Below are 20,160 nucleotides of genomic sequence, written 5' to 3' on the forward strand. Positions count from 1 at the left end.
CCCATCGTCAGCCTGCCAGCCGTGGCCGCCTGACCAGCCCGACCAAAGCCGGCACGCGGTGGCTCTGCGAAGCTACACCACCAGCAGGGACACGACCCCGGAGGCGCTGCATGCCTTAACGATGATCGAGCTTTCCGCCCCGTCTAAGACAGCCCCTCCAACGACTTGGGAGTTGTATTTCGCGGGGCAGGCAAACTCTCTCAGCGATCTCTCAGCCAGCTTTACGGGTCGTTACATGACGGTTGCCGACCCGGAACTCCTACAGGCCGCGTTGGACATCGAAAAGTGCGGGTTCGTCCATAGCGTGAGGATGCTCCCAACCATTCGCCAAGCCCGAGCTATGATGCCGGGCATCGCCCATCGCCTGCCTCTGACAGATCCGGACCAGATTGATGACTGGTTTCCAATTGAGCGTTTGAGGCAAGCAATTTGCAAAGCAAGTCGAGAACCGAACAATCCGCCTCCGCCGACCCTCATGATGTAGCCGCAGCCAACAAGCAGTCCCTGCGGAGCGGGTGACCAGAGTCCCGCGCTCCCGCCGCTTCAGAAATATCCAAAGATTCCGGCCCAATTAAAGTACTGACTGTTCAAGCCCGCATAGATGGAGACCATGATGACCGACGAGACCGGCACGGACGATCTGGAAGGCTTTGAGATTACTGGCAGGGATGATGCTACGGGCACAGTGACGATCGCCGTGCATCGCTATGTCCTCAAGCACAACAGCGAGGCGCTCGCCGAACGCTTAGTGCAGCTGATTGCGGATAATCCCAAAATCGAGGCACTCAATGTCTCGGTGCGCCCTAGCGCGCTCACATCGAAGTCCCAGACCTAATCTAGGCAGCTAAGAACCGGGGTCGCTTCAGAAACACCGGCCCCGGTTCGTTTCGCCCGGCTGATCTACAGGTGGTGGGGCCCAACGTCGGCTCCTGATCCACAACGGCCATCACCACGCTTGCCCCCGCCCATCCACCGCCCCAAATCGACCCTCAGAACCGCCTCCGCCGCCGGTCCGCCAGCACCGCCGCCGCCGCATTAAACCCCGGCGCGCCGGTGACGCCGCCGCCGGGATGGGCGCCCGAGCCGCAGAGATAGAGCCCCGGCACCGGCATGCGGTAATCGGCATGGCCGAGCACGGGGCGGGCCGAGAAGAGCTGGTCGAGCGTCAGCCGGCCATGGAAGATGTCGCCCCCGACCAGCCCGAAACGCGCCTCCAGATCGGCGGGGGAGAGCGCCAGCCGCCCGACCACCGAGGCCTTGAAGCCCGGCGCATAACGGTCGACGGTCTCGATCATCAGATCGGCGACCCTGTCGCGGCAGGACTCCCAGTCGAGCCCCTCGGGCAGCACCGGCGCGACATGCTGGCAGAACAGGCTCGCGACATGGCCGCCCGGCGGGGCGAGCGTGTCGTCGAGCGTGGACGGGATCAGCATCTCGACGATCGGCTCCTGCGACCAGCCTGAGAGACGCGCCTGCGCATGGGCGCGGTCCATATAGGCCAGGCTCGGCGCGATGATGATGCCGGCGGTGTGATGGTCGCCGGGTTCGGGAAGGCTGGTGAAGCGCGGCAGCGCCGACAGCGCGACATTCATTCGGAAGGTGCCGGAGCCCGAGGCATAGCGCGTCATCCGCTCGGTGAAATCCGCAGGCACGATCGCGGGATCGACCTTGGCGAAGAGCAGCCGCGGATGCAGGTTCGAGACGACGGCGCGCGCCCGCACCACATCGCCTTCCGCCGTCACCGCGCCGACCGCCCGGCCCTTCTCGCTCAGCACTTCAGCAACGGGGCTGTCGAGCCGGATCGCGACGCCGGCTTCGGCGCAGGCCTTCGCCATCGCCTGCGTGATCGCGCCCATGCCGCCGATGGCGTGGCCCCAGGCGCCCTTGTGGCCGTTCACCTCGCCGAAGACATGGTGCAGCAGCACATAGGCCGAGCCCGGCGTGTAGGGGCTGGCATAGTTGCCGACGACCGAGTCGAAGCCGAGCAGCGCCTTGATCGGCTCGCTCTCGAACCAGCCGTCGAGCCAGTCCCCGGCCGATTTGGTGAAGAGGTCCATCACGTCGCGCTTGGCGGTGAGATCGAGCCGCGACAGCCGCCGCGCCACCCGGCCGGCATCGATCAGATCCGGCAGCGCAGCCAGCCAGCCGCCATCGCCGAGATTGGGCGGCGCCTGCAGAACGAGATCGCGCAGCACCGCGGCGACCGTCTCCAGCCGCGCCTCATAGGCCGGCAGGCGCTGCGCATCGCGCTCCGAGAAGGCGGCGACGGAGGCCGCCGTCCGGCCTGGGCCGGCCGCGAGATGGCGCCCATCCGGCAGCGGCAGGAAATTCGCCATCCGCCGCTCGACGATCCGCAGGCCGTGGCGCTGAAGCTCCATCGCGGCGATGATCTCGGGCCGCAGCAGGCTGACCGTGTAGCTCGCGGTCGAGTTGCGGAAACCGGGATGAAACGTCTCGGTCACCGCCGCGCCGCCGACGACGCCGCGCCGCTCCAGAACCGTGACCGACAGCCCCGCCTGGGCGAGCCGGTGCGCGCAGACGAGCCCGTTATGGCCCGCGCCGAGGATCACGACATCGCAGCTCGTCGTCGCCATGGCGGGCTCAGCCCACGGCCTTCAGCCGGGCCCTCACCTCGGCGACGCTGGCCGGGCGCCCGCCGGCGGCCTCGACGAGCCGCACCGTCTCCGCCACCAGATCGGCATTGCTCCGCCCGCAGCCGAAGGGCGCATCCTCCAGCCCGGCGCGCACATGCACGCCGCGCGCGACCGCGGCCGGGATCAGCCCGGTCAGGTCCACGCCCAGCCCCGCGATCATCACCGGCGCCTCGGGCGCATCCTCCGCCAGCAGCTTCAGATGCGCGTCGAGCGCCCAGTCGCGCGGCGGGAAGCCCCAGGCGAAGGCGTCCGAGAACATCAGCCGGTAGATCGGCGTCGGCATGCCCGGATAGGCCTTGGCCAGCGCCGCGCCCAGCCGGGTGAAGCCGGGCTCGTAGATCGCATAGCTCGGATGGATCCCGTGCGCCTGCGCCACCGCCATTCCCTCGCGGATATGCTCGCCGGGGTTCTGGTAGATGAAGCCGGCCTCGCCTTCCGGGATTCCGTCGAACGTCGTCCAGTTGCAGGAGCCGGGGTCGAGCACGCCCCATTCGACCAGTCCGCGCCTGGCCAGTTCCTCCAGATGCGTGTAGCGGCCGGACCCGATGATGTCCCCCGCATAGCCCGAGCCGACGATGGGGATGGTGGGATAGACGATGGCGTCGACCTTCGCGCGGATGCCCTCGATCGCCTGGGCATAGAGCTCCCAGTCGTCACGCTGGCGCCCGGTTTCGAGGTCGTAGACATGCAGATGCACGATCGCCGCGCCGGCCTCCACCGCCGCGATCCCGTCCGCGACGATGTCGGGAATGGCGATCGGAATGCCCGGCTGGCGCGCGACGCCCCAGGGCCCGTTGATCGCGGCCTCGATCCAGATGGGTGTGGTCATCGGGGTGTCCTTATGCCGGCGCATCCTTCGGCCAGTTGTCGCGAATCCAGCGCGTCAGCCCGTCCTCCTCGACCTCGCCGGCGGCCAGCGCAAGGATCGCGGCGGCGGCCATAGCGGGATCGACATCGAAATCGATACCATTGAGGCCGAGGAACACGATCATGCAGCCGAACGCCGCGCGCTTGTTCCCGTCGACGAAGGGATGGTTGCGCGCCACCCCGAAAGCATAGGCCGCGGCCAGGGCAGCAATGTCGCTTTCGCCATAGGCATGCTTGTTCGGTGCGCGTGCCAGAGCCGATTCGAGCAACGCCCGGTCCCGCAAGCCGGCGGGTCCACCGAAGAGCGCGAGCTGTTCCGCGTGAATGTCGCTCGCCAGCTCGACACTCACCCAGATCGGCTCGCTCATTTGGCGAGTTCGCGATAGGTGGCGGCGTATTTCTTGAAGGAGCGTCGCGCGATCTCCATGCCCCGGGCATGGACATCGTCATAGGGAACGAGCTTCACTTCGCCGCCCGGCTGCTGGACCACCGTGAAGCGGTCCCCCTCCGCCAGGCGGAAGCGCGCCAGAATGTCCTTGGTCAGGATGATGCCGACCGAGTTTCCGATTTTCCGAAGCTGGACGACGTCAGCAACAGACTCACCGCCCCGCAGCGCCACAGTCTCGTTCATAGGCTCAGCTCCCGTTATACATCCCGTATAACACTCCGGAGCCCGTCTGTCAGCCGCTGGCTGCAGCGATCGAATCCCCCGGTTGGGCTCGCCCCGCCCACGTCCCGTCGAACACCATCGTCGCGACCAGCCAGACCGCCAGCGCCACCGCCGCGATGCCACCCAGCGCCAGGAAGGCCGGGCCGTAGCCGAAGGACTGAGCCACCCAGCCGCCCAGCGTCGGGCTCAGCGAGGCGCCGATGCCCTGCACCGTCATCACGGCGCCGAGCCCGACATTGAAATGTCCCGTGCCGCGCAGGATGCGGGCGACGAGGCCCGGCAGCGCGACGCCGAGCAACCCGGCCCCGACACCGTCGAGGATCTGCACGGGCACCAGCACCCAGAAGCCGGGGATCGAGGCCGCGATCAGCCCGCGCAGGGGCAGCGCCAGCAGGGCGAGCACGATGACGAAGCCATAGCCGCGGCTCTGCGCCAGCTTCGCCCCCAACAGCGCCATCGGGATCATGGTGAGCTGCGCCACCACGACGGTCAGGGCCGTCGCGGTGCTGGGGTCGCCCTGCCCGCTCGCGACCATGGACTGGCCGAGCAGCGGCAGCATCGCGCCATTGCCGAGATGGAACAGCATCATGACCAGCGCCAGGATGCCGAGGGGCGCCGAAGTCAGCAGCATGCGCCAGCCCGAGCCCTCGCGCGCCTCGACATCGCCGGTCTCGCAGCCGCGGGCCGCGTCGTGGTCGATCGCCTCGGCCGGGATCATCAGCGCCGCCGCGATGGCACCGACCGCCATCGCCGTCATGAACCAGAACACCGCCTGGAGCCCGAAGACATAGCCGAGCGCGCCGCCCGCCAGCGCGGCGAACATGTTGCCGCCATGGTTGAAAGCCTCGTTGCGGCCGAGCTGCCGCGCGAAGCCCGCCTGGCGCACGAGGCCGAGCGTGATCGCGGCGATCGCCGGCGCGATCACTGCCCCGGCCACGCCCTGGACGATCTGCGCGCCGATGGTGACCTTGAGGCTCGGCACGTAGAGCATCGTCAGCGTCGCCGCGATGATCGCGAGCGAGGCGACGATCATCACCGCCCGCTTGAAGCGCGTATGGTCGACCAGCGCCCCCAGCGGTATCGTCGCCGCCATGCCGGCGAGCCCGCCCACCGTCATCACCAGGCCGATATCCTGCGGCCCCCAGCCCTTCTCCTGGAGATAGACCCCGAGGAAGGGACGGAGGCCGTCGCGGACATCGGCCATGAAGAAATTGAGGGCATTCAGGGCAGTCAGCGACAAGGCTCACATCTCCGGCGGCCCGATGGCCGGCGACGGAACGTCACCCACCCCGGCTTTGTTCCGCCCGACAAACCTGCATGACTGGGCCTTGCCAGCGCTGCGCGGGGCACGCCAAATCCCGCTCCAGGACACAGCAGGTGAGGCCGATGCTCCAGCGCCACGCGACCTATGGCGAAACCCTCGAGCGGTTCCGCTGGGCCATCCCCGAACGGTTCAACATCGGCGTCGCGTGCTGCGACCGCCATGCCGACGGGACAGTTAAGCCGGCGCTGCTCTATGAGGACGGGGCGGCGGGGCTCGTCACGCTCTCCTTCGACGACCTCAGGCGCGCCTCCAACCGCATCGCCAATCTGCTACGCGGGCACGGCGTCGCGGCGGGCGAGCGTGTCGGCATCCTGCTGCCGCAGCGTCCGGAAACCGCCATGGCCCATCTCGCGGTCTACAAGTTGGGCGCCATCGCGCTGCCGCTCTTCATCCAGTTCGGGCCCGAGGCGCTGGAACACCGGCTGCAGCACAGCGGGGCAGCGGCGCTGATCACGGATGCCGAAAACCTGCCGAAGATCGAGGCGATCCGCCACGCCCTGCCGGATCTGCGGCTGATCATCCTGGCCGACGGTCCCGGCCCCGGCGGCACGCTCGACCTCGCGAGCGAGATGGCGAAGGCCTCCGACGCCTTCACGCCGGTCGACACAAGCGCCGACGATCCCGCCGTCATCATCTACACCTCCGGCACCACGGGAAAGCCGAAGGGCGCGCTCCATGCCCATCGCGTCCTGCTCGGCCATCTGCCGGGCGTGCAGATGCCGCAGGCCTTCTTCCCGCAGGCCGGCGACCTGTTCTGGACTCCGGCCGATTGGGCCTGGATCGGCGGTTTGCTCGACGTGCTGCTGCCGAGCCTCTATTTCGGCGTGCCGGTCCTGGCCTCGCGCGCCCGCAAATTCGATCCCGAGGCCGCCTTCGAGCTGATGGCGCGGCACAGGGTCCGCAACGCCTTCCTGCCGCCGACGGCGCTCAAGCTGATGCGCCAGGTCCGCGAGCCCCGCCGCTTCGGCTACGCGATGCGCTCGATCGGCAGCGGCGGCGAGACGCTCGGCGCCGACATGCTGGACTGGAGCGCTGAGACCTTCGGCTTCGCGGTCAACGAGTTCTACGGCCAGACGGAAGCCAATCTGCTCGTCGCCAACAATGCCGATCTCTTCCCGATCCGCCCCGGCTCGATGGGCCGCGCCGTGCCGGGCCACCGCGTCGCGGTGGTCTCGTCCGAGGGCGAGCCCCTGCCCGCGGCCACGCCGGGCCTGATCGCGGTGGCGCGGCCCGATCCCGTCATGATGCTGGGCTACTGGCGCCAGCCCGAGGAAACGGCGGCGAAATTCGCCGGCGACTGGCTCCTCACCGGCGACACCGGCCATTGCGACGAGGAGGGCTATCTCTGGTTCCAGGGCCGCGACGACGACATCATCTCCTCGGGCTCCTACCGGATCGGGCCGGGCGACATCGAGGATTGCATCATGCGCCACGAGGCCGTGCTGATGGTCGCGGTCGTCGGCGTGCCGGACCCGATCCGCACCGAAGCCGTGAAGGCCTTCGTGCTGCCGCGGCCCGGCATCGCGCCATCCGAGGCGCTGGCCGCCGAGATCCAGGCTTTCGTGCGCAACCGGCTCGCCGCCTACCAGTACCCCCGTCATGTCGAGTTCGTGACGGAGCTGCCGATGACCGCGACCGGCAAGATCCGGCGCAAGGATCTGCGGGACAGGGAGATGGCGCGGATGCAACAGGGGCAAGCGGGCTGAAAGGCGTCATGCTCGGGCTTGACCCGAGCATCTCTGGCCGGAGGAGGCCTACCGTCCTGAGATTCTCGGGTCTGCGCTTTGCTCCGCCCGAGAATGACGTGCGCCCGGCGCGCGCTCTACTCCACCTCCAGCACCAGCTCGAAGGTCATCAGCACCGGGTTGTCGCCGCGCCGGTAGCGTCCCGCCGCCATGGCCCCGGTGTAGTCGACCAGCGCGACGTCGATCTGCGCCTCCGGCCCGCCGCCGTCATCCACAATCAGCCCACCCGTGATCGCGACCTCGGTGGCGAAGTTCTCGACGAGACCGCCACCCTCAAAACGCGCGCCGATGGTCGAGCCGACGCCGCCATGGATGGTCGCCCGCCCGATGCCGCGCTCGGCGCAGAACCCCTCCAGCGCCCCGCAAAAATCGATGTTCGGCTTGACGCGCAGCGCGAAAAAGCGGCCCTCGCGCGTGGCGCCGAGCGGCCCCGCCGGCCGCGGCCCGAACAGCTTGAAGTTCGTTTCCGGATCGACCTCGCCGAGGAAGGCGGCGCCGTCGAGCCCCACCGCCGAAAGCGTGATCTCCTCCGCCACCATCGTCTCGTCGGGCAGGATATGGCCGCCGCTGCGCCGCCCGTCGCCCTCGACCCAGAGCGCATGGGCATGGAAGAAAGGCGCGCCGTCGCGCAGGCCGAAGGTCATCGCGCCCACCTCGATGCGGGCGACGCCCACAGGCCTGAATGTGCCGCTGTAGAAGGCCGCATGCTCCGGCGTCTGCGACAGCGCCGGCATCACATAGGCGAAGGGCGAGAGCGAAAGCCCGTCGAGCTTCACCGTCCCGCTGACGAAGCCGGCGGCGGCGAAACCGCGCCGGACGGCCTCGAGCAGCGTCAGGCCGGGTTGCAGCGTCAGCGGGAAGCGCAGGCCGTGGCACTCCGCCCATTGGATGCGGCCGGGCGTCTCCGGCCCGGGCTGCTGGATGCGCCTCACGAGCCCTGCCCCCTCAGCCAGTCCAGCTGCCCGCGCGCTTCCAACTCGTCGCGCACGAGGCGCTTGGGCACCTTGCCGTATCCCGATTTCGGCAGCGCCTCCCAGAAGAAGAAGCGCTTGGGCATCTTGTAGCGGGCGATCTTCTCGGCGAGGAAACCGGCGATCTCCGCCTCGTCGGCGCGGGCCCCGCCGCGACAGACGCAGACGGCGACCCCGATCTCTCCCCAGACCGGATCGGGGACGCCAAGCACCGCGACCTCCGCGATGGCGGGATGGGTCAGGATCTTCTCCTCGATCTCGCGCGGATAGATGTTCGAGCCGCCGGAGATGTACATGTCCGAGGCGCGGCCGGTGATGTAGACGAAGCCCTCCTCGTCCATGTGGCCGAGATCGCCGGTGCGGAACCAGCCGTTCCGGAACGACTTCGCATTGGCTTCCGGGTTGTCGTAATAGCCGGCGAAGACCGCCGGGCCGATCACGCAGATCTCGCCCTGGACGCCGGACGCGACCTCCTCGCCGGCCTCGTCCTGGATCTGGACCTGCATCGCGGTACGGGCATAGCCGCAGCTGCCGACTCGTGCCTGCGGCCCGTCCTCGGCGACATGCAGCGAGGGCGGCAGCACGGTGATGTTGCCGGTGACCTCGCCCAGCCCGAAATACTGCACGAGCACGGAGCCCAGCGTGGCAAGCGCACGCTTCTGGTCCTCGCGATACATCGGCGCGCCCGCATAGATGACATAGCGCAGGCTCGAATGGTCGTGCTGCTCGACCGCCGGATGCTCGACCAGCATCTTCAGGATCGTCGGCACGGTGAACAGGCTGGTGACGCGGTGGCGCGCGATCAGCCGCCAGGCCTCGTCGATGTCGAAGCGCTCGGTCGGCAGCAGGATCGAGGCCGCCCCGCGCGAAGCCAGCATCAGCTGATGAACGCCGGCGCCATGCGAGAGCGGCGCCACCACCAGCGAGCAATCGGCTTCCGTCGTGCCGGGCACGAGGTCGCAGAGATGGTTGGTGATGACGAAGCCCATCTGGCCATGGGTCAGCACCGCGGCCTTGGAGCGCCCGGTCGTGCCCGAGGTGAAGAAGAACCAGCAGGGATCGTCATGCTCGACGGCGACATCCGCGACGCGCTCGCCTTTGTGACGGGCGATAACGGCGCCGACCTCGTCCTCGCCGAAGGCGCCTGCCCCGATCCGCCAGGTGAAATCCGGTGCCGGCGCGGCCTTCGCGACCGCCGCCGCATGGTCGGGAAAGTCGCCATGGCAGAGAAAGGCCTTCGCGCCCGAGGAGGTCGAGAGATAGGCGACCTCGTCCGGCAGCAGCCGGAAATTGGTCGGCACCCAGACCGCGCCGATCCGGAAGGTCGCGAACATCGACACGAACATCGCGTCGCAGTTCTTGGAATGCACCAGGATGCGGTCGCCCTTGCCGATGCCGCGCGCCCGCAGGCCCGCCGCCAGCGCCGAGACCTGCGCATCGAGATCGGCCCAGCTCAGCGTCAGCTCACCCCAGACGAAGGCGGGGTGGGCCGCCAGGCGCCGCCCGTTCTGCGCGACAATATGGCCGAGATTCATCACCCGTCGCGTCATCGGCACGACGCCGCCTACGGGGGCCATGGCTTGCTGTTGCATCATGTTGATCTCTCCAGGGCGGTAGGGCGCGGTCGTCCCGGGCGCAGCGAAGCGAAGACCCGGGACCCATTCCGGAACGGTTCAGGCATGGATCCCGGATCGGCGCCGCTGACGCGGCTTGTCCGGGATGACCCGAGCCACGACGGTCTGTCGGGCAACACGAAAAGGTCCGCGACCATCACACCCGCCTCGCCTCGACTGCCGCCGCGACGGGCCGCCCGCCGCGGCCGGCAACCGTGCGACCCGGCCCGAACATCTCCGAAAGCCGCCGCTCCATCGCGGCGGCCTCGGCGCGCAGATGGGCGGCCAGCTCCTGCTGCCGCTCCGGCCCCATGCGGCTGTCGATGGCGGCGAGGCTGAGCGCGCCGGCGACGCGCCCGTCCGGATAGCGGAAGGCCATGCCGATCCCCCAGGAGCTGGCGACCAGCCGTCCGGGGTTGAGGGCGAAGCCGCGCTGCCGCGCAGCCGCCAGATCGGCGCGGATGACCTCCGGCGCGAAGCCGGGATAGCGCGTCGTCAGGACGGGCGCATTGGCGGCCATGATGCGGTCCACATCGTCGTCCGGCATCACGGCGAGCAGCGCGAGCGAGCCGGCCCCGACGCCGAGCGGGTGCTGGTCGCCGGTCTGCAGCGCATGGGTCCGCACCGGATAGGTGCCCTCCTCGCGATGCAGGCAGACGCAGTAATTGTCGCGCCGGACCGACAGGAAGCTCGTATCCATGGAGACGGCCGCGAGGCGGCGCAGGCTCTCCATCGCGAGTTCGAGCAGACCATGCCGGCGGGCCGCCAGCACGCCGAGCACGAAGGCTTCCTCGCCAAGGCAGTAATGCCGCGTCTGCGGCTCCTGCTCGATCAGCCCCGCCCGCATCAGCGCCAGCAGCAGCCGCCGCGCCGTCGGCTTGTTGAGGCCGCTGCCGGCGACGATGTCGGCCAGCGGAAGCCCGCCCGCCGGCTCGCGGCCGACGAGCGCGAGCAGTTGCAGGGCGCGGTCAACGCTCTGCGAACCGGATAGGCCGGACCGCGCCTCCTCGCTAGCTCCCACGAAGCGTCCTCGCTAAGGGTCCACCATATGGACCTTATTCTTATCCCGTGAGCCTAGATCGGGCTTTTGCGGATTGCAATGCGAGGGTTGTCGTGTAATCTCCGCGCCGTTCCATGGTGATCCCGATCACGATGTGGACCGCACCGCCGGCTGCCCGACAAGCCAAAACGAGCGCGATGCGACCGGGAGGACGACGACATGCCGATAGAGCCCCTCATCGCGGGCAGCCGCCTCGTTTGCGCAGCGCTGCACCGCCGCGCCGCACGCCGCGAAGGCTGAGCGCCGCCATGGTCGACGTCGCCGACAGGATCGCCCTGCCCGAAACCATCGCCGAGCTCGAGGACGTCCGCCCGGGCTCGCCCTTCATGCGCCCGGTCGAGGCGATTGCGGCCGCGCTCGTCGCGCTGATCATCGGCGTGCTGCTGCTGGGCGTGACCTCGCGCTACGTCTTCTCTCTGCCGGTGATCTGGATCGACGAAGTCGCCTCGATCTCCTTCCTCTGGCTCGCCATGCTCGGCTCCGCCATCGCGATCGACCGCAACGAGCATCTGCGGCTGACACTGTTCGTCGGCATGATGCCGGAGCGCCTGCGCGGCTTCGCCAACAGCTTCGCGCTGCTCGTCGTCGCCGCCTTCCTGCTGGCGATGATCTACCCGGCGATCGACTATGCGATCGAGGAGAGCTTCGTCACCTCGGCCGCGCTCAACATCCCCAACAGCTGGCGCGTCTCGGCGCTCGCGACCGGCATCGTGCTGATGGCGCTGCTGGCGCTGCGCCACGCCTGGCGCAGCTCGACGCTGCGCGACCTCGCCCTGGCGGCGGCGCTGATCCTCGCCCTCGGCCTCGCCTTCTGGTGGCTGACGCCGACCTTCAAGGGGCTGGGTTACGGCAACATCCTGATCTTCCTCGTCATCATCGTGGCGCTCTGCCTCGCGGCCGGCGTGCCGATCGCCTTCTGCTTCGGCATGGGCACGCTCTGCTTCCTCGTCTTCTCGACCAATGTGCCGATGCTGGTGATGGTCGGCCGCATGGACGAGGGCATGTCGAGCATCATCCTGCTCTCGGTGCCGATCTTCGTGCTGCTCGGCTGCATCCTCGACGCCACCGGCATGGGCAAGGCGATCGTCGATTTCCTGGCGTCGATGCTCGGCCATATCCGCGCCGGCATGTCCTATGTGCTGCTCGGCTCGCTCTTCCTGGTCTCGGGCATTTCCGGCTCCAAGGTCTCGGACATGGCGACCGTGGCGCCCGCCCTCTTCCCGGAGATGAAGCGGCGCGGCTACCAGCCCAAGGAGCTGATCGCGCTTTTGTCCACCGGCGCGGCGATGGCCGACACGGTGCCGCCCTCGATCGTGCTGATCGTGCTCGGCTCCGTCGCCGGAGTCTCGATCGCCGGGCTGTTCAACGCCGGCTTCGCCATCGCCATGGTGCTGCTGCTGGCGCTCGCCGTTCTCGCCCGCTGGAAGGCGCGGCACGAGGACATGGCGGGCGTGCGCCGGCTCTCCTTCGGCGTCATCGGCAAGACGGCGCTGGTCGCGGGGCCGGCCCTGGTGCTGCCCTTCATCATCCGCGCCGCGGTCGGCGGCGGCGTCGCCACCGCGACCGAGGTCTCCACCATCGCAGTGCTCTACGCGCTGATCATCGGCATGGTGCTCTATGGCGGCATCAGCGGGCGCAAGCTCTATGCGATGCTGGTCGAGACCGCGGCCCTGTCCGGCGCGATCCTGATGATCCTCGGCACGGCGCTCGCCATGGCCTGGGCCCTGACGCAGACAGGTTTCGCCCGCGACCTCGCCGCCTTCATGACCGGGCTGCCCGGCGGCTGGCTGACCTTCATGGCCGTCACCATCGTCGTCTTCATGGTGCTGGGCTGCGTGCTCGAGGGCCTGCCGGCCATCGTGCTGATGGCGCCGCTGATGTTCCCGATCGCCAAGAACCTCGGCATCAACGACGTGCACTACTCGATGGTGGTGGTCACGGCGATGAACATCGGCCTGATGACCCCGCCGATCGGCATCGGCTTCTACATCGCCTGCAAGATCGGCAACGTCTCGCCCGACGAGGCGATGGGCGCGATCTGGCCCTATCTCATCGCCCTGCTCATCGGCCTCGTCGTCATCGCCGTCGTGCCCGGCCTCTCGACCTGGGTGCTGTGACGCCGACCCGAACACCCCATAACAAACCACTGGGAGAAACGACCATGACCATCTCACGCCGCACCCTGCTGCAGGGCACCGCCGCAGCCTCCGCCATCGGCACCTTCTCGATCGGCCGTGCCTCGGCCCAGAGCGCCGAGTTCACCTACAAATACGCCAACAACCTGCCGCTGACGCATCCGATGAACCAGCGTGCCAACGAGGCGGTGGAGAAGATCAAGGCCGAGACCAATGGTCGGGTCGTCATCCAGATCTTCCCGAACAACCAGCTCGGCTCCGACACCGACATGCTGAGCCAGGTCCGCTCGGGCGGCGTCGAGTTCTTCACGCTGTCGCCGCTGATCCTCTCGACGCTCGTGCCCAACGCCTCGGTCTCGGGCATCGGCTTCGCCTTCCCGAACTACGACGCCGTCTGGAAGGCGATGGACGGCGAGCTCGGCGCCTATGTCCGCGGCCAGATCCAGAAGGCCAACCTCGTCGTCATGGACAAGATCTGGGACAACGGCTTCCGCCAGATCACCTCGTCCAAGGGCCCGATCAACACCCCCGACGATCTCAAGGGCCTGAAGATCCGCGTGCCGGTCTCGCCGCTCTGGACCTCGATGTTTACCGCCTTCCAGTCGGCCCCGGCGAGCATCAACTTCGCCGAGGTCTACACCGCGCTGCAGACCAAGATCGTCGATGCGCAGGAGAACCCGCTCGCGATCATCTCGACAGCCAAGCTCTTCGAGGTGCAGAAATATCTCTCCGTCACCAACCATATGTGGGACGGCTTCTGGTTCCTCGGCAACCGCCGCGCCTGGGAGCGTCTGCCGGAGGATCTGCGCGCCATCGTCGCCAAGAACCTCAACGCCGCCGCCGAGCTGGAGCGAGCCGACGTCGCCAAGCTCAACGCCGGCCTGCGCGACGACCTGACGTCCAAGGGCATGGTCTTCAACGAGACCAAGGCGGAGGCCTTCCGCGACGCCCTGCGCAAGGCCGGCTTCTACGCCGAGTGGAAGAAGAAGTACGGCGACGAGGCCTGGGGCATCCTCGAGAAGGCCGTCGGCGGCTCGCTGAGCTGAGGCTGCTCAGCAGTCATTGCGAGCGCAGCGAAGCAATCCAGACTGAAGCGCTCTGCCGCTCTGGATTGCTTCGTCGGCTGCGCCTCCTCGCAATGACGGCCCGTTTCTGCAACCGATCGAAGAGCGTCCACCATGGCCGACCGCCTTAAGGGCAAGATCGCCGTCGTCTTCGGCGCCGGCTCCTCCGGCGAGGGCTGGGGCAATGGCAAGGCGGCGGCCGTCGCCTTCGCCCGCGAGGGCGCGCGCGTCGCCTGTATCGACATCAGCCAGGCGGCGGCCGAGGAGACCGCGGCGATCATCAATGGCGAGGGCGGTGTCGCCATCGCGCTCGCCGCCGACGTGACCCGCCAGGCCTCAATCGACTCGGCCGTGGCGGCGACGATGACGCGCTTCGGCCGCATCAACATCCTCCACAACAATGTCGGCGTCACCCATATGGGCGGGCCGGTCGAACTGTCGGAGGAGCAGTTCCAGGCCGCGATCGACCTCAATCTCGGCCCGGTCTACCGCTGCTCCAAGGCCGTGATCCCGCATATGCTGGCAGGCGGCGGCGGCGCGATCGTCAACATCTCCTCGATCGCGGCGATCCGCTGGGTCGGCTATCCCTATTTCGCCTATTACGCGACCAAGGCCGCCGTGAACCAGGCGACGGTGGCGCTCGCCATGCAATACGCAAGGCAAGGCATCCGGGCGAACTGCATCATGCCCGGGCTGATCGACACGCCGATGATCTACAAGCAGATCTCGGCGCAGTACCCCTCCGTCGAGGAGATGGTCGCCGCCCGCGACGCGCTCGTGCCGATGGGCAAGATGGGCACCGCCTGGGACATCGCCAACGCCGCCGTCTTCCTCGCCTCCGACGAGGCGAAGTTCATCACGGGCGTCTGCCTGCCGGTCGACGGCGGCCAGACCTGCGGCGCGAGCGGGGTGGGGTAGAGGTCTGCCGTCATTCCGATCATGCTCTGAAACGCGCCGTCATCCTGGGCGGCCAAAGGCCGACCGGGATCCATCATCGGGCGCCGCGGAGCCCGATGATGGATCCCGGCCTGCGCCGCAGCGCGGCTTGTCCAGGATGACGGGGGTGGTTCTGGCTGCAAGTTGCGACGGTCACCCACGCCGCGCGATCCACTCCGCCAGCGGCCCCGCCAGACCGACGCTCTCCTTGCCCGCCGGCCGCTCAAAGCCCGCCCTGCGCCGTCAACGGCACAGCCGCGCCGATCACGCGCCTCTCTTGAATTCGGACAACGTTATAGATCGAAAATCCCAAGACGGAATTTTGCTAATCCATTCGCCAAAGCCGGTTTCCGGGCCAAATGACGGCAAATATCTCTGGACACCGACGGTCACAGGATCACGCGTTGTCTCCAGTGTTGCGCTCTTGAAACCATAACCGGGGCCGAAGCTCGCTGCGATATTGGTTGGATCGACACGTGAAACCGTCTTTGGATCACGCGGATCGAGGAAACGGACCATCAACGGCATTTGTTCGGGCCGAAGGGGCGCCACCAGATGCTCGTCACGATAGCGTTTCAGGTTCTCGGGCAGGGCCTCACCGCCCCTATGCCCTGGCCGGCTATCCCTCGGAAAGGCCGAGTAGACGATCGAGCCCGGTTCGGAGTTGAAGCCTTCCTCGCGCGAGCCGTTCTTCAACAGCACAAAAATCGGTCCTCGCGCACCCAGATCGACGGTCACGGCCTCGCCGACGATGCGCATGCCGCCCGAGAAGCCTCGGGGCTGCTTCGTCTCGAACACCTCGACCACGCTGAAGCCGGACTTCACGCCATCAGGAGTGTTGACCTCAACCGTCAACTTGTAGCGGAAGCTGTTTGTCGGGAAGGCGATGGACCAGCAAGCCTTGAGGCCAATCAGGATCAGCAGCGGGGCCGCAACGATCATGGCGACGCGCTTCAGCATGGCGAACCGCTCACCGGCATCCGGAAGACGGGGAGACACCCCTGCGAGGCAACGCCATCCCGACCAACACCATTCCTTCCGAAGCCGGCCTCGTCCTCTTCATTGCGCCACCGAACCGTGCGGCTTCTTCATTCGTGCCGGCATCGATGGAAACCTCCAACTGGGGGCTAAATCCATTCGCATGATGGATCGAGCCCCGATGATTGGGCGTTCCCGTCCGTTTTACGCGTTCACGGCTAACAGAGTCCTCACCCCCGCCTTGCGATCCAGTCCGCCAGCGGTCCCGCCAGCCCGACGCTCTCCTTGCCCGCAGGGCGCGCGAAGCTGCCCGTGCGCGCCTTGAGCGGGCGCAGCAGCGCCAGCGTTTGCGCCTGCCGCACCGCCGCCTGAACCTGGTCGATCACCGGCACGGGAATGCGCTCGCGAACCTTCGCCGCCAGCCCCGCCAGCGGCGCCCCGGCCAGGATCACCACATCGGCCTGCGTGCTCGCGACCGCGTCATTGGCGAGCGCGACCAGCAGCTCCTCCTTCTCCTCCTGCACATCCGAGATCGACCGGAAGGCGCCGTCGAGCATGCGGATCCCGGCGCAGCGATCGGCCATGCCGTGCATCTCGACGCATTCCTGGTACCAGGGCCCAAGCGCGCTCGCGAAGGTGACGATGGCAAAGCGTCGGCCGAGCATGCAGGCCGTCAGCATCGCCGCCTCCGCCATGCCGACCACCGGCACCTCGAACAATTCGCGCGCTGCGAACAGGCCGGGATCGCCGAAGGCCGCGATCACCGCCGCGTCATAGCTGCCCGCCCGCTCCGCCAGCATCTCCAGCGCGATCGCGCCGCCGATCTGCGCCTCCGCCCGCGTCGAGATGTAAGGAACGCCGCGCGGGGCCGTGGCGGGCACGATCTGCGTCTCCGGCCCGACGACCTGTACCGCCGCATCGAGCAGCCGGGTCGTCAGGCTTTCGCTGGTGTTGGGGTTCAGCAGCAGGATCTTCATTGCGTCTCGCTCTCTTGGCGTGGGCGCGCGGCGCCTGCAGGCTGCGTGCCATGGCGCGGGCCGGCGATCCAGCGGGGACGGCGAGCACGGCGCGGCGCGTTCCATCGCTGGAACACTTGATCCATTCCGCGCGCGCTGCCAGTAAGGGGTGGCGAAGCCGCGCGCGGCCGGGAGAGAGATGGCATGACGGACGAGACGGCCCTTTCGGCCCCTCGCGATTTCGACGGCCTGAGATCGCTGATCCTCGCCCGCCGCCAGTCGCTGCCCAAGCGCATTGCCCAGGTCGCCGCCTATGCGCTCGACAACCCCGACGAGATCGCCTTCGGCACGGCGGCCAGCATCGCCGACGCCGCGGGCGTCCAGCCCTCGACGCTGGTGCGCTTCGCCCAGCATCTCGGCTTCGATGGCTTCACCAGCCTGCAGAGCGTCTTCCGCGAACGGCTGCGCGAGCGCAATTCGAGCTATGAGGAGCGGCTCAACGCGCTGCGCGCCGATGTCGGCGGCAACGGCGCCAATCACCGCATCCTCGAAGGCTTCCTGACCGCATCCGGTACCTCGCTCGACCTGATGGCCCGCTCGCTCGACGAGGCGCAGCTCGACCGCGCCATCGCGGCCCTGGCCGGGGCGGAAACGGTCTATATAATAGCGCGGCGGCGCTCCTATCCGGTCGCGAGCTACATGGCCTATGCGCTGGGCAAGCTCGGCGTGCGCAACCAGCTCGTCGAATCGGCCGCCGGCCTGAGTCCCGAGATTCTCTCCTTCGCGACGCCGCGCGACGTCGCGCTCGCCGTCAGCTTCTCGCCCTATGCGGCCGAGACGATCAACGAGGCCCGCCAGCTCTCGGAGCGCGGCGTGCCGGTCGTCGCCATCACCGACAGCGCCTTCTCGCCGCTGGTCCAGTTCGCCACGCTCTGGTTCGAGGTGGCGGAGGCTGATTTCGGCGGCTTCCGCACGCTCTCGGCCACCATGGCGCTGTCGATGGCGCTCGCCGTCGGCATCGGCGACGCCCGCCGGGACCGCAAGCCCGGCAAGCCGCGCGGCCGCGCGCGCAATTCTTCCTGACGCCCTCGACCCCTTCTCCCAATCGGGAACGTCCGTTCCGAATTGACTGGAAAGTAGAACTGTTATTTCGTAAGCGACGGATCGCCGGAGCGCGCAGCGCAGCCGGGACCAGGGGCAGGAAGAGCCGGGAGAACGACATGGCGGCATCGCAGGGCGGACCCGCGCCGTCGCTCGACGTCATCACCATCGGGCGCGCATCGGTCGATCTCTACGGCCAGCAGATCGGCTCGCGGCTCGAGGATGTCGGCAGCTTCGCCAAATCGGTCGGCGGTTGCCCGGCCAACATCGCCATCGGTACCGCGCGGCTCGGCCTGCGCTCGGCCCTGCTGACCCGCGTCGGCGACGAGCAGTTCGGCCGCTTCCTGCGCGAGCAGCTCGCGCGCGAGGGCGTCGATCTCGGCGGGCTGAAGACCGACCCGACGCGGCTGACCGCGCTCGCCATCCTCTCGGTCGAGAGCGACAAGTCCTTCCCGCTGCTGTTCTACCGCGAGAACTGCGCCGACATGGCGCTGGAGGAAGCGGACGTCGACGCGGCCTTCCTCGCCACGGCCCGCGCCGTCGTCGTCACCGGCACCCATTTCGCGAAGCCCAACACCGAGGCCGCCCAGCGCAAGGCGATGCGGCTGATGCGGGCGCAGGGCGGCAAGGTCGTCCTCGACATCGACTACCGCCCCAATCTCTGGGGGCTCGCCGGCCATGCCGCCGGCGACAACCGCTACATCGCCTCGGCCGCCGTCTCGGAGCGGATGAAGAGCGTCCTGCCCGGCTGCGACCTCGTCGTCGGCACGGAAGAAGAGGTGCTGATCGCCTCGGGCGAGAGCGAGTTGCTGCCGGCGCTCAAGACGATCCGCGCGCTCACCCCCGCCACCATCGTGCTCAAGCGCGGCCCGATGGGCTGCATCGTCTATGAGGGCGCGATCTCCGACGATCTCGAGGACGGCATCGTCGGCAAGGGCTTCCCGATCGAAGTCTACAATGTGCTCGGCGCGGGCGACGCCTTCATGTCCGGCTTCCTGCGCGGCTGGCTCGGCGGCGAGAGCCTGCAGACGGCGGCGACCTGGGCCAATGCCTGCGGTGCCTTCGCCGTCTCGCGCCTGCTCTGCTCGCCCGAAAGCCCGACCTTCGCGGAGCTGCAGTATTTCCTCAGGAACGGCAGCCCGCATCGCGCGCTCCGCAAGGACGAGGCGATCAACCACATCCACTGGGCGACCACGCGCCGCCGCGACATCCCCTCGCTGATGGCGCTCGCCTGCGACCACCGTGCCCAGCTCGAGGAGGTCGCGCAGAAGCTCGGGGCCGACCCCGCCCGCATCCGCGACTTCAAGGTGCTCGCCGTCAAGGCGGCCGCCCGCGTCGCGGCCGGCCGGCCGGGCTACGGCATGCTGCTCGACGAGAAGCATGGCCGCGAGGCGATGTTCGAATTCGCCCGCCACCCCTTCTCCTGGCTCGGCCGCCCGGTCGAGCTGCCGGGCTCGCGGCCGCTGCGCTTCGAGGGCAGCCAGGACATCGGCTCGGCTCTGCCGGAATGGCCGGTCGATCACTGCATCAAGGCGCTCTGCTTCTACCATCCCGACGACGAGCCCGCGCTCAAGCAGGCCCAGCAGGAGAAGCTGCGCACGCTCTTCGATGCGGCGCGCAAGGTCGGCCGCGAATTGCTGGTCGAGATCATCGCCGGCAAGCACGGCCCGCTCGGCCCCGACACCATCGCCCGCGCTATGCAGGAGCTTTACGACCTCGGCATCAAGCCGGACTGGTGGAAGCTCGAGCCGCAGGCCTCGCCCGCCGCCTGGGCCGCGATCGAGCAGACCATCGCCCGCAACGACCCCTGGTGCCGCGGCGTGCTGCTGCTCGGGCTCGACGCCCCCGCCGAGGAGCTGGAGGCGGGCTTCGCCGCCACCGCCGCCACCCCCATCGTCAAGGGCTTCGCCGTCGGCCGCACCATCTTCATGGCCGCAGCCGAAGCCTGGCTCGCCGGCCGCATGGACGACGAGACCGCCATCGCCGACATGGCCCGCCGCTTCGGCGCGCTGACCGAGCTCTGGATCGCCACCCGCGACCGCAAGGCGGCGTAGGCTCCATGCCGACATTCCACCCGCGCGGGTCA

At 68.4% G+C, this 20,160-nt stretch carries 17 protein-coding genes; 7 read left to right on the plus strand and 10 right to left on the minus strand.

What is annotated here, in order from left to right; translation table 11 throughout:
* The first annotated feature begins 613 nt into the window (after positions 1 to 613).
* The gene (locus ACFPN9_RS10140; RefSeq protein WP_068308058.1) at positions 614 to 835 is read left to right on the plus strand and encodes a hypothetical protein; all 222 of its coding nucleotides are present in this window, start codon (positions 614 to 616) and stop codon (positions 833 to 835) included.
* A gap of 154 nt (positions 836 to 989) precedes the next feature.
* On the opposite strand, the gene ACFPN9_RS10145 is transcribed toward ACFPN9_RS10140, so the two are convergent.
* The 5 genes from ACFPN9_RS10145 to ACFPN9_RS10165 are packed head-to-tail and all read right to left on the minus strand — an operon-like array spanning position 990 to position 5,431.
* Entirely contained in the window at positions 990 to 2,594 is a 1,605-nt protein-coding gene (locus ACFPN9_RS10145) for a phytoene desaturase family protein (protein WP_066726154.1), read from the minus strand.
* Between the two features lie 7 nt (positions 2,595 to 2,601).
* A complete protein-coding gene (locus tag ACFPN9_RS10150; protein WP_377816790.1) occupies positions 2,602 to 3,483 on the minus strand; it encodes a beta-keto acid cleavage family enzyme in 882 nt (293 codons plus the stop codon).
* A gap of 10 nt (positions 3,484 to 3,493) precedes the next feature.
* Positions 3,494 to 3,889, minus strand: coding sequence for a type II toxin-antitoxin system death-on-curing family toxin (locus ACFPN9_RS10155; protein ID WP_066726152.1), 396 nt, complete (start codon positions 3,887 to 3,889; stop codon positions 3,494 to 3,496).
* Positions 3,886 to 4,152 (minus strand): AbrB/MazE/SpoVT family DNA-binding domain-containing protein, encoded by a 267-nt coding sequence (locus tag ACFPN9_RS10160; RefSeq protein WP_066726150.1) that lies wholly within the window; start codon positions 4,150 to 4,152, stop codon positions 3,886 to 3,888. The genes ACFPN9_RS10155 and ACFPN9_RS10160 overlap by 4 nt, the downstream gene beginning before the upstream one ends.
* 49 nt (positions 4,153 to 4,201) lie before the next feature.
* Positions 4,202 to 5,431, minus strand: coding sequence for an MFS transporter (locus ACFPN9_RS10165; protein ID WP_377816793.1), 1,230 nt, complete (start codon positions 5,429 to 5,431; stop codon positions 4,202 to 4,204).
* A gap of 146 nt (positions 5,432 to 5,577) precedes the next feature.
* On the opposite strand from ACFPN9_RS10165, the gene ACFPN9_RS10170 reads away from it, so the two are divergent.
* A complete protein-coding gene (locus ACFPN9_RS10170) occupies positions 5,578 to 7,221 on the plus strand; it encodes an acyl-CoA synthetase (RefSeq protein ID WP_066726148.1) in 1,644 nt (547 codons plus the stop codon).
* A 116-nt stretch (positions 7,222 to 7,337) separates the two neighbouring features.
* Here ACFPN9_RS10170 and ACFPN9_RS10175 read toward each other — a convergent pair whose 3' ends face one another.
* From ACFPN9_RS10175 to ACFPN9_RS10185, 3 genes are all read right to left on the minus strand, one after another.
* Positions 7,338 to 8,192 carry a PCC domain-containing protein gene (locus tag ACFPN9_RS10175; RefSeq protein ID WP_066726139.1) on the minus strand — a complete coding sequence of 285 codons (855 nt, stop codon included), beginning with the start codon at positions 8,190 to 8,192 and terminating at the stop codon, positions 7,338 to 7,340.
* The gene (locus ACFPN9_RS10180; RefSeq protein WP_377816796.1) at positions 8,189 to 9,826 is read right to left on the minus strand and encodes an acyl-CoA synthetase; all 1,638 of its coding nucleotides are present in this window, start codon (positions 9,824 to 9,826) and stop codon (positions 8,189 to 8,191) included. Before ACFPN9_RS10180 ends, ACFPN9_RS10175 begins: the two co-directional genes overlap by 4 nt.
* Before the next feature lie 175 nt (positions 9,827 to 10,001).
* Entirely contained in the window at positions 10,002 to 10,865 is an 864-nt protein-coding gene (locus ACFPN9_RS10185; protein ID WP_066726136.1) for an IclR family transcriptional regulator, read from the minus strand.
* A 287-nt stretch (positions 10,866 to 11,152) separates the two neighbouring features.
* Here ACFPN9_RS10185 and ACFPN9_RS10190 point away from each other — a divergent pair, with 287 nt between their 5' ends.
* The 3 genes from ACFPN9_RS10190 to ACFPN9_RS10200 all read left to right on the plus strand — a co-directional run bounded on the left by ACFPN9_RS10190 (position 11,153) and on the right by ACFPN9_RS10200 (position 15,021).
* Positions 11,153 to 13,021: a TRAP transporter large permease gene (locus ACFPN9_RS10190; protein ID WP_066726134.1), complete on the plus strand. Its 1,869-nt coding sequence runs from the start codon at positions 11,153 to 11,155 to the stop codon at positions 13,019 to 13,021.
* Between the two features lie 44 nt (positions 13,022 to 13,065).
* Positions 13,066 to 14,085, plus strand: a complete 1,020-nt coding sequence (locus ACFPN9_RS10195; protein WP_066726131.1) for a TRAP transporter substrate-binding protein — start codon at positions 13,066 to 13,068, stop codon at positions 14,083 to 14,085.
* 132 nt (positions 14,086 to 14,217) lie between these two features.
* Entirely contained in the window at positions 14,218 to 15,021 is an 804-nt protein-coding gene (locus ACFPN9_RS10200; protein ID WP_066726128.1) for an SDR family NAD(P)-dependent oxidoreductase, read from the plus strand.
* A gap of 282 nt (positions 15,022 to 15,303) precedes the next feature.
* Here ACFPN9_RS10200 and ACFPN9_RS10205 read toward each other — a convergent pair whose 3' ends face one another.
* Complete coding sequence (locus ACFPN9_RS10205; protein ID WP_066726125.1) at positions 15,304 to 15,999, minus strand: hypothetical protein; 696 nt, start codon at positions 15,997 to 15,999, stop codon at positions 15,304 to 15,306.
* A gap of 248 nt (positions 16,000 to 16,247) precedes the next feature.
* Positions 16,248 to 16,994 carry an aspartate/glutamate racemase family protein gene (locus ACFPN9_RS10210; protein ID WP_066726122.1) on the minus strand — a complete coding sequence of 249 codons (747 nt, stop codon included), beginning with the start codon at positions 16,992 to 16,994 and terminating at the stop codon, positions 16,248 to 16,250.
* A 183-nt stretch (positions 16,995 to 17,177) separates the two neighbouring features.
* Here ACFPN9_RS10210 and ACFPN9_RS10215 point away from each other — a divergent pair, with 183 nt between their 5' ends.
* Both ACFPN9_RS10215 and ACFPN9_RS10220 read left to right on the plus strand, forming a co-directional pair.
* Positions 17,178 to 18,056, plus strand: coding sequence for a MurR/RpiR family transcriptional regulator (locus ACFPN9_RS10215; RefSeq protein WP_066726119.1), 879 nt, complete (start codon positions 17,178 to 17,180; stop codon positions 18,054 to 18,056).
* A gap of 137 nt (positions 18,057 to 18,193) precedes the next feature.
* A complete protein-coding gene (locus ACFPN9_RS10220; RefSeq protein ID WP_066726116.1) occupies positions 18,194 to 20,128 on the plus strand; it encodes a bifunctional 5-dehydro-2-deoxygluconokinase/5-dehydro-2-deoxyphosphogluconate aldolase in 1,935 nt (644 codons plus the stop codon).
* The last annotated feature ends 32 nt before the right edge of the window (positions 20,129 to 20,160 follow it).

The organism is Allobosea massiliensis, assembly GCF_042655245.1.
GTDB lineage: Bacteria > Pseudomonadota > Alphaproteobacteria > Rhizobiales > Beijerinckiaceae > Allobosea > Allobosea massiliensis.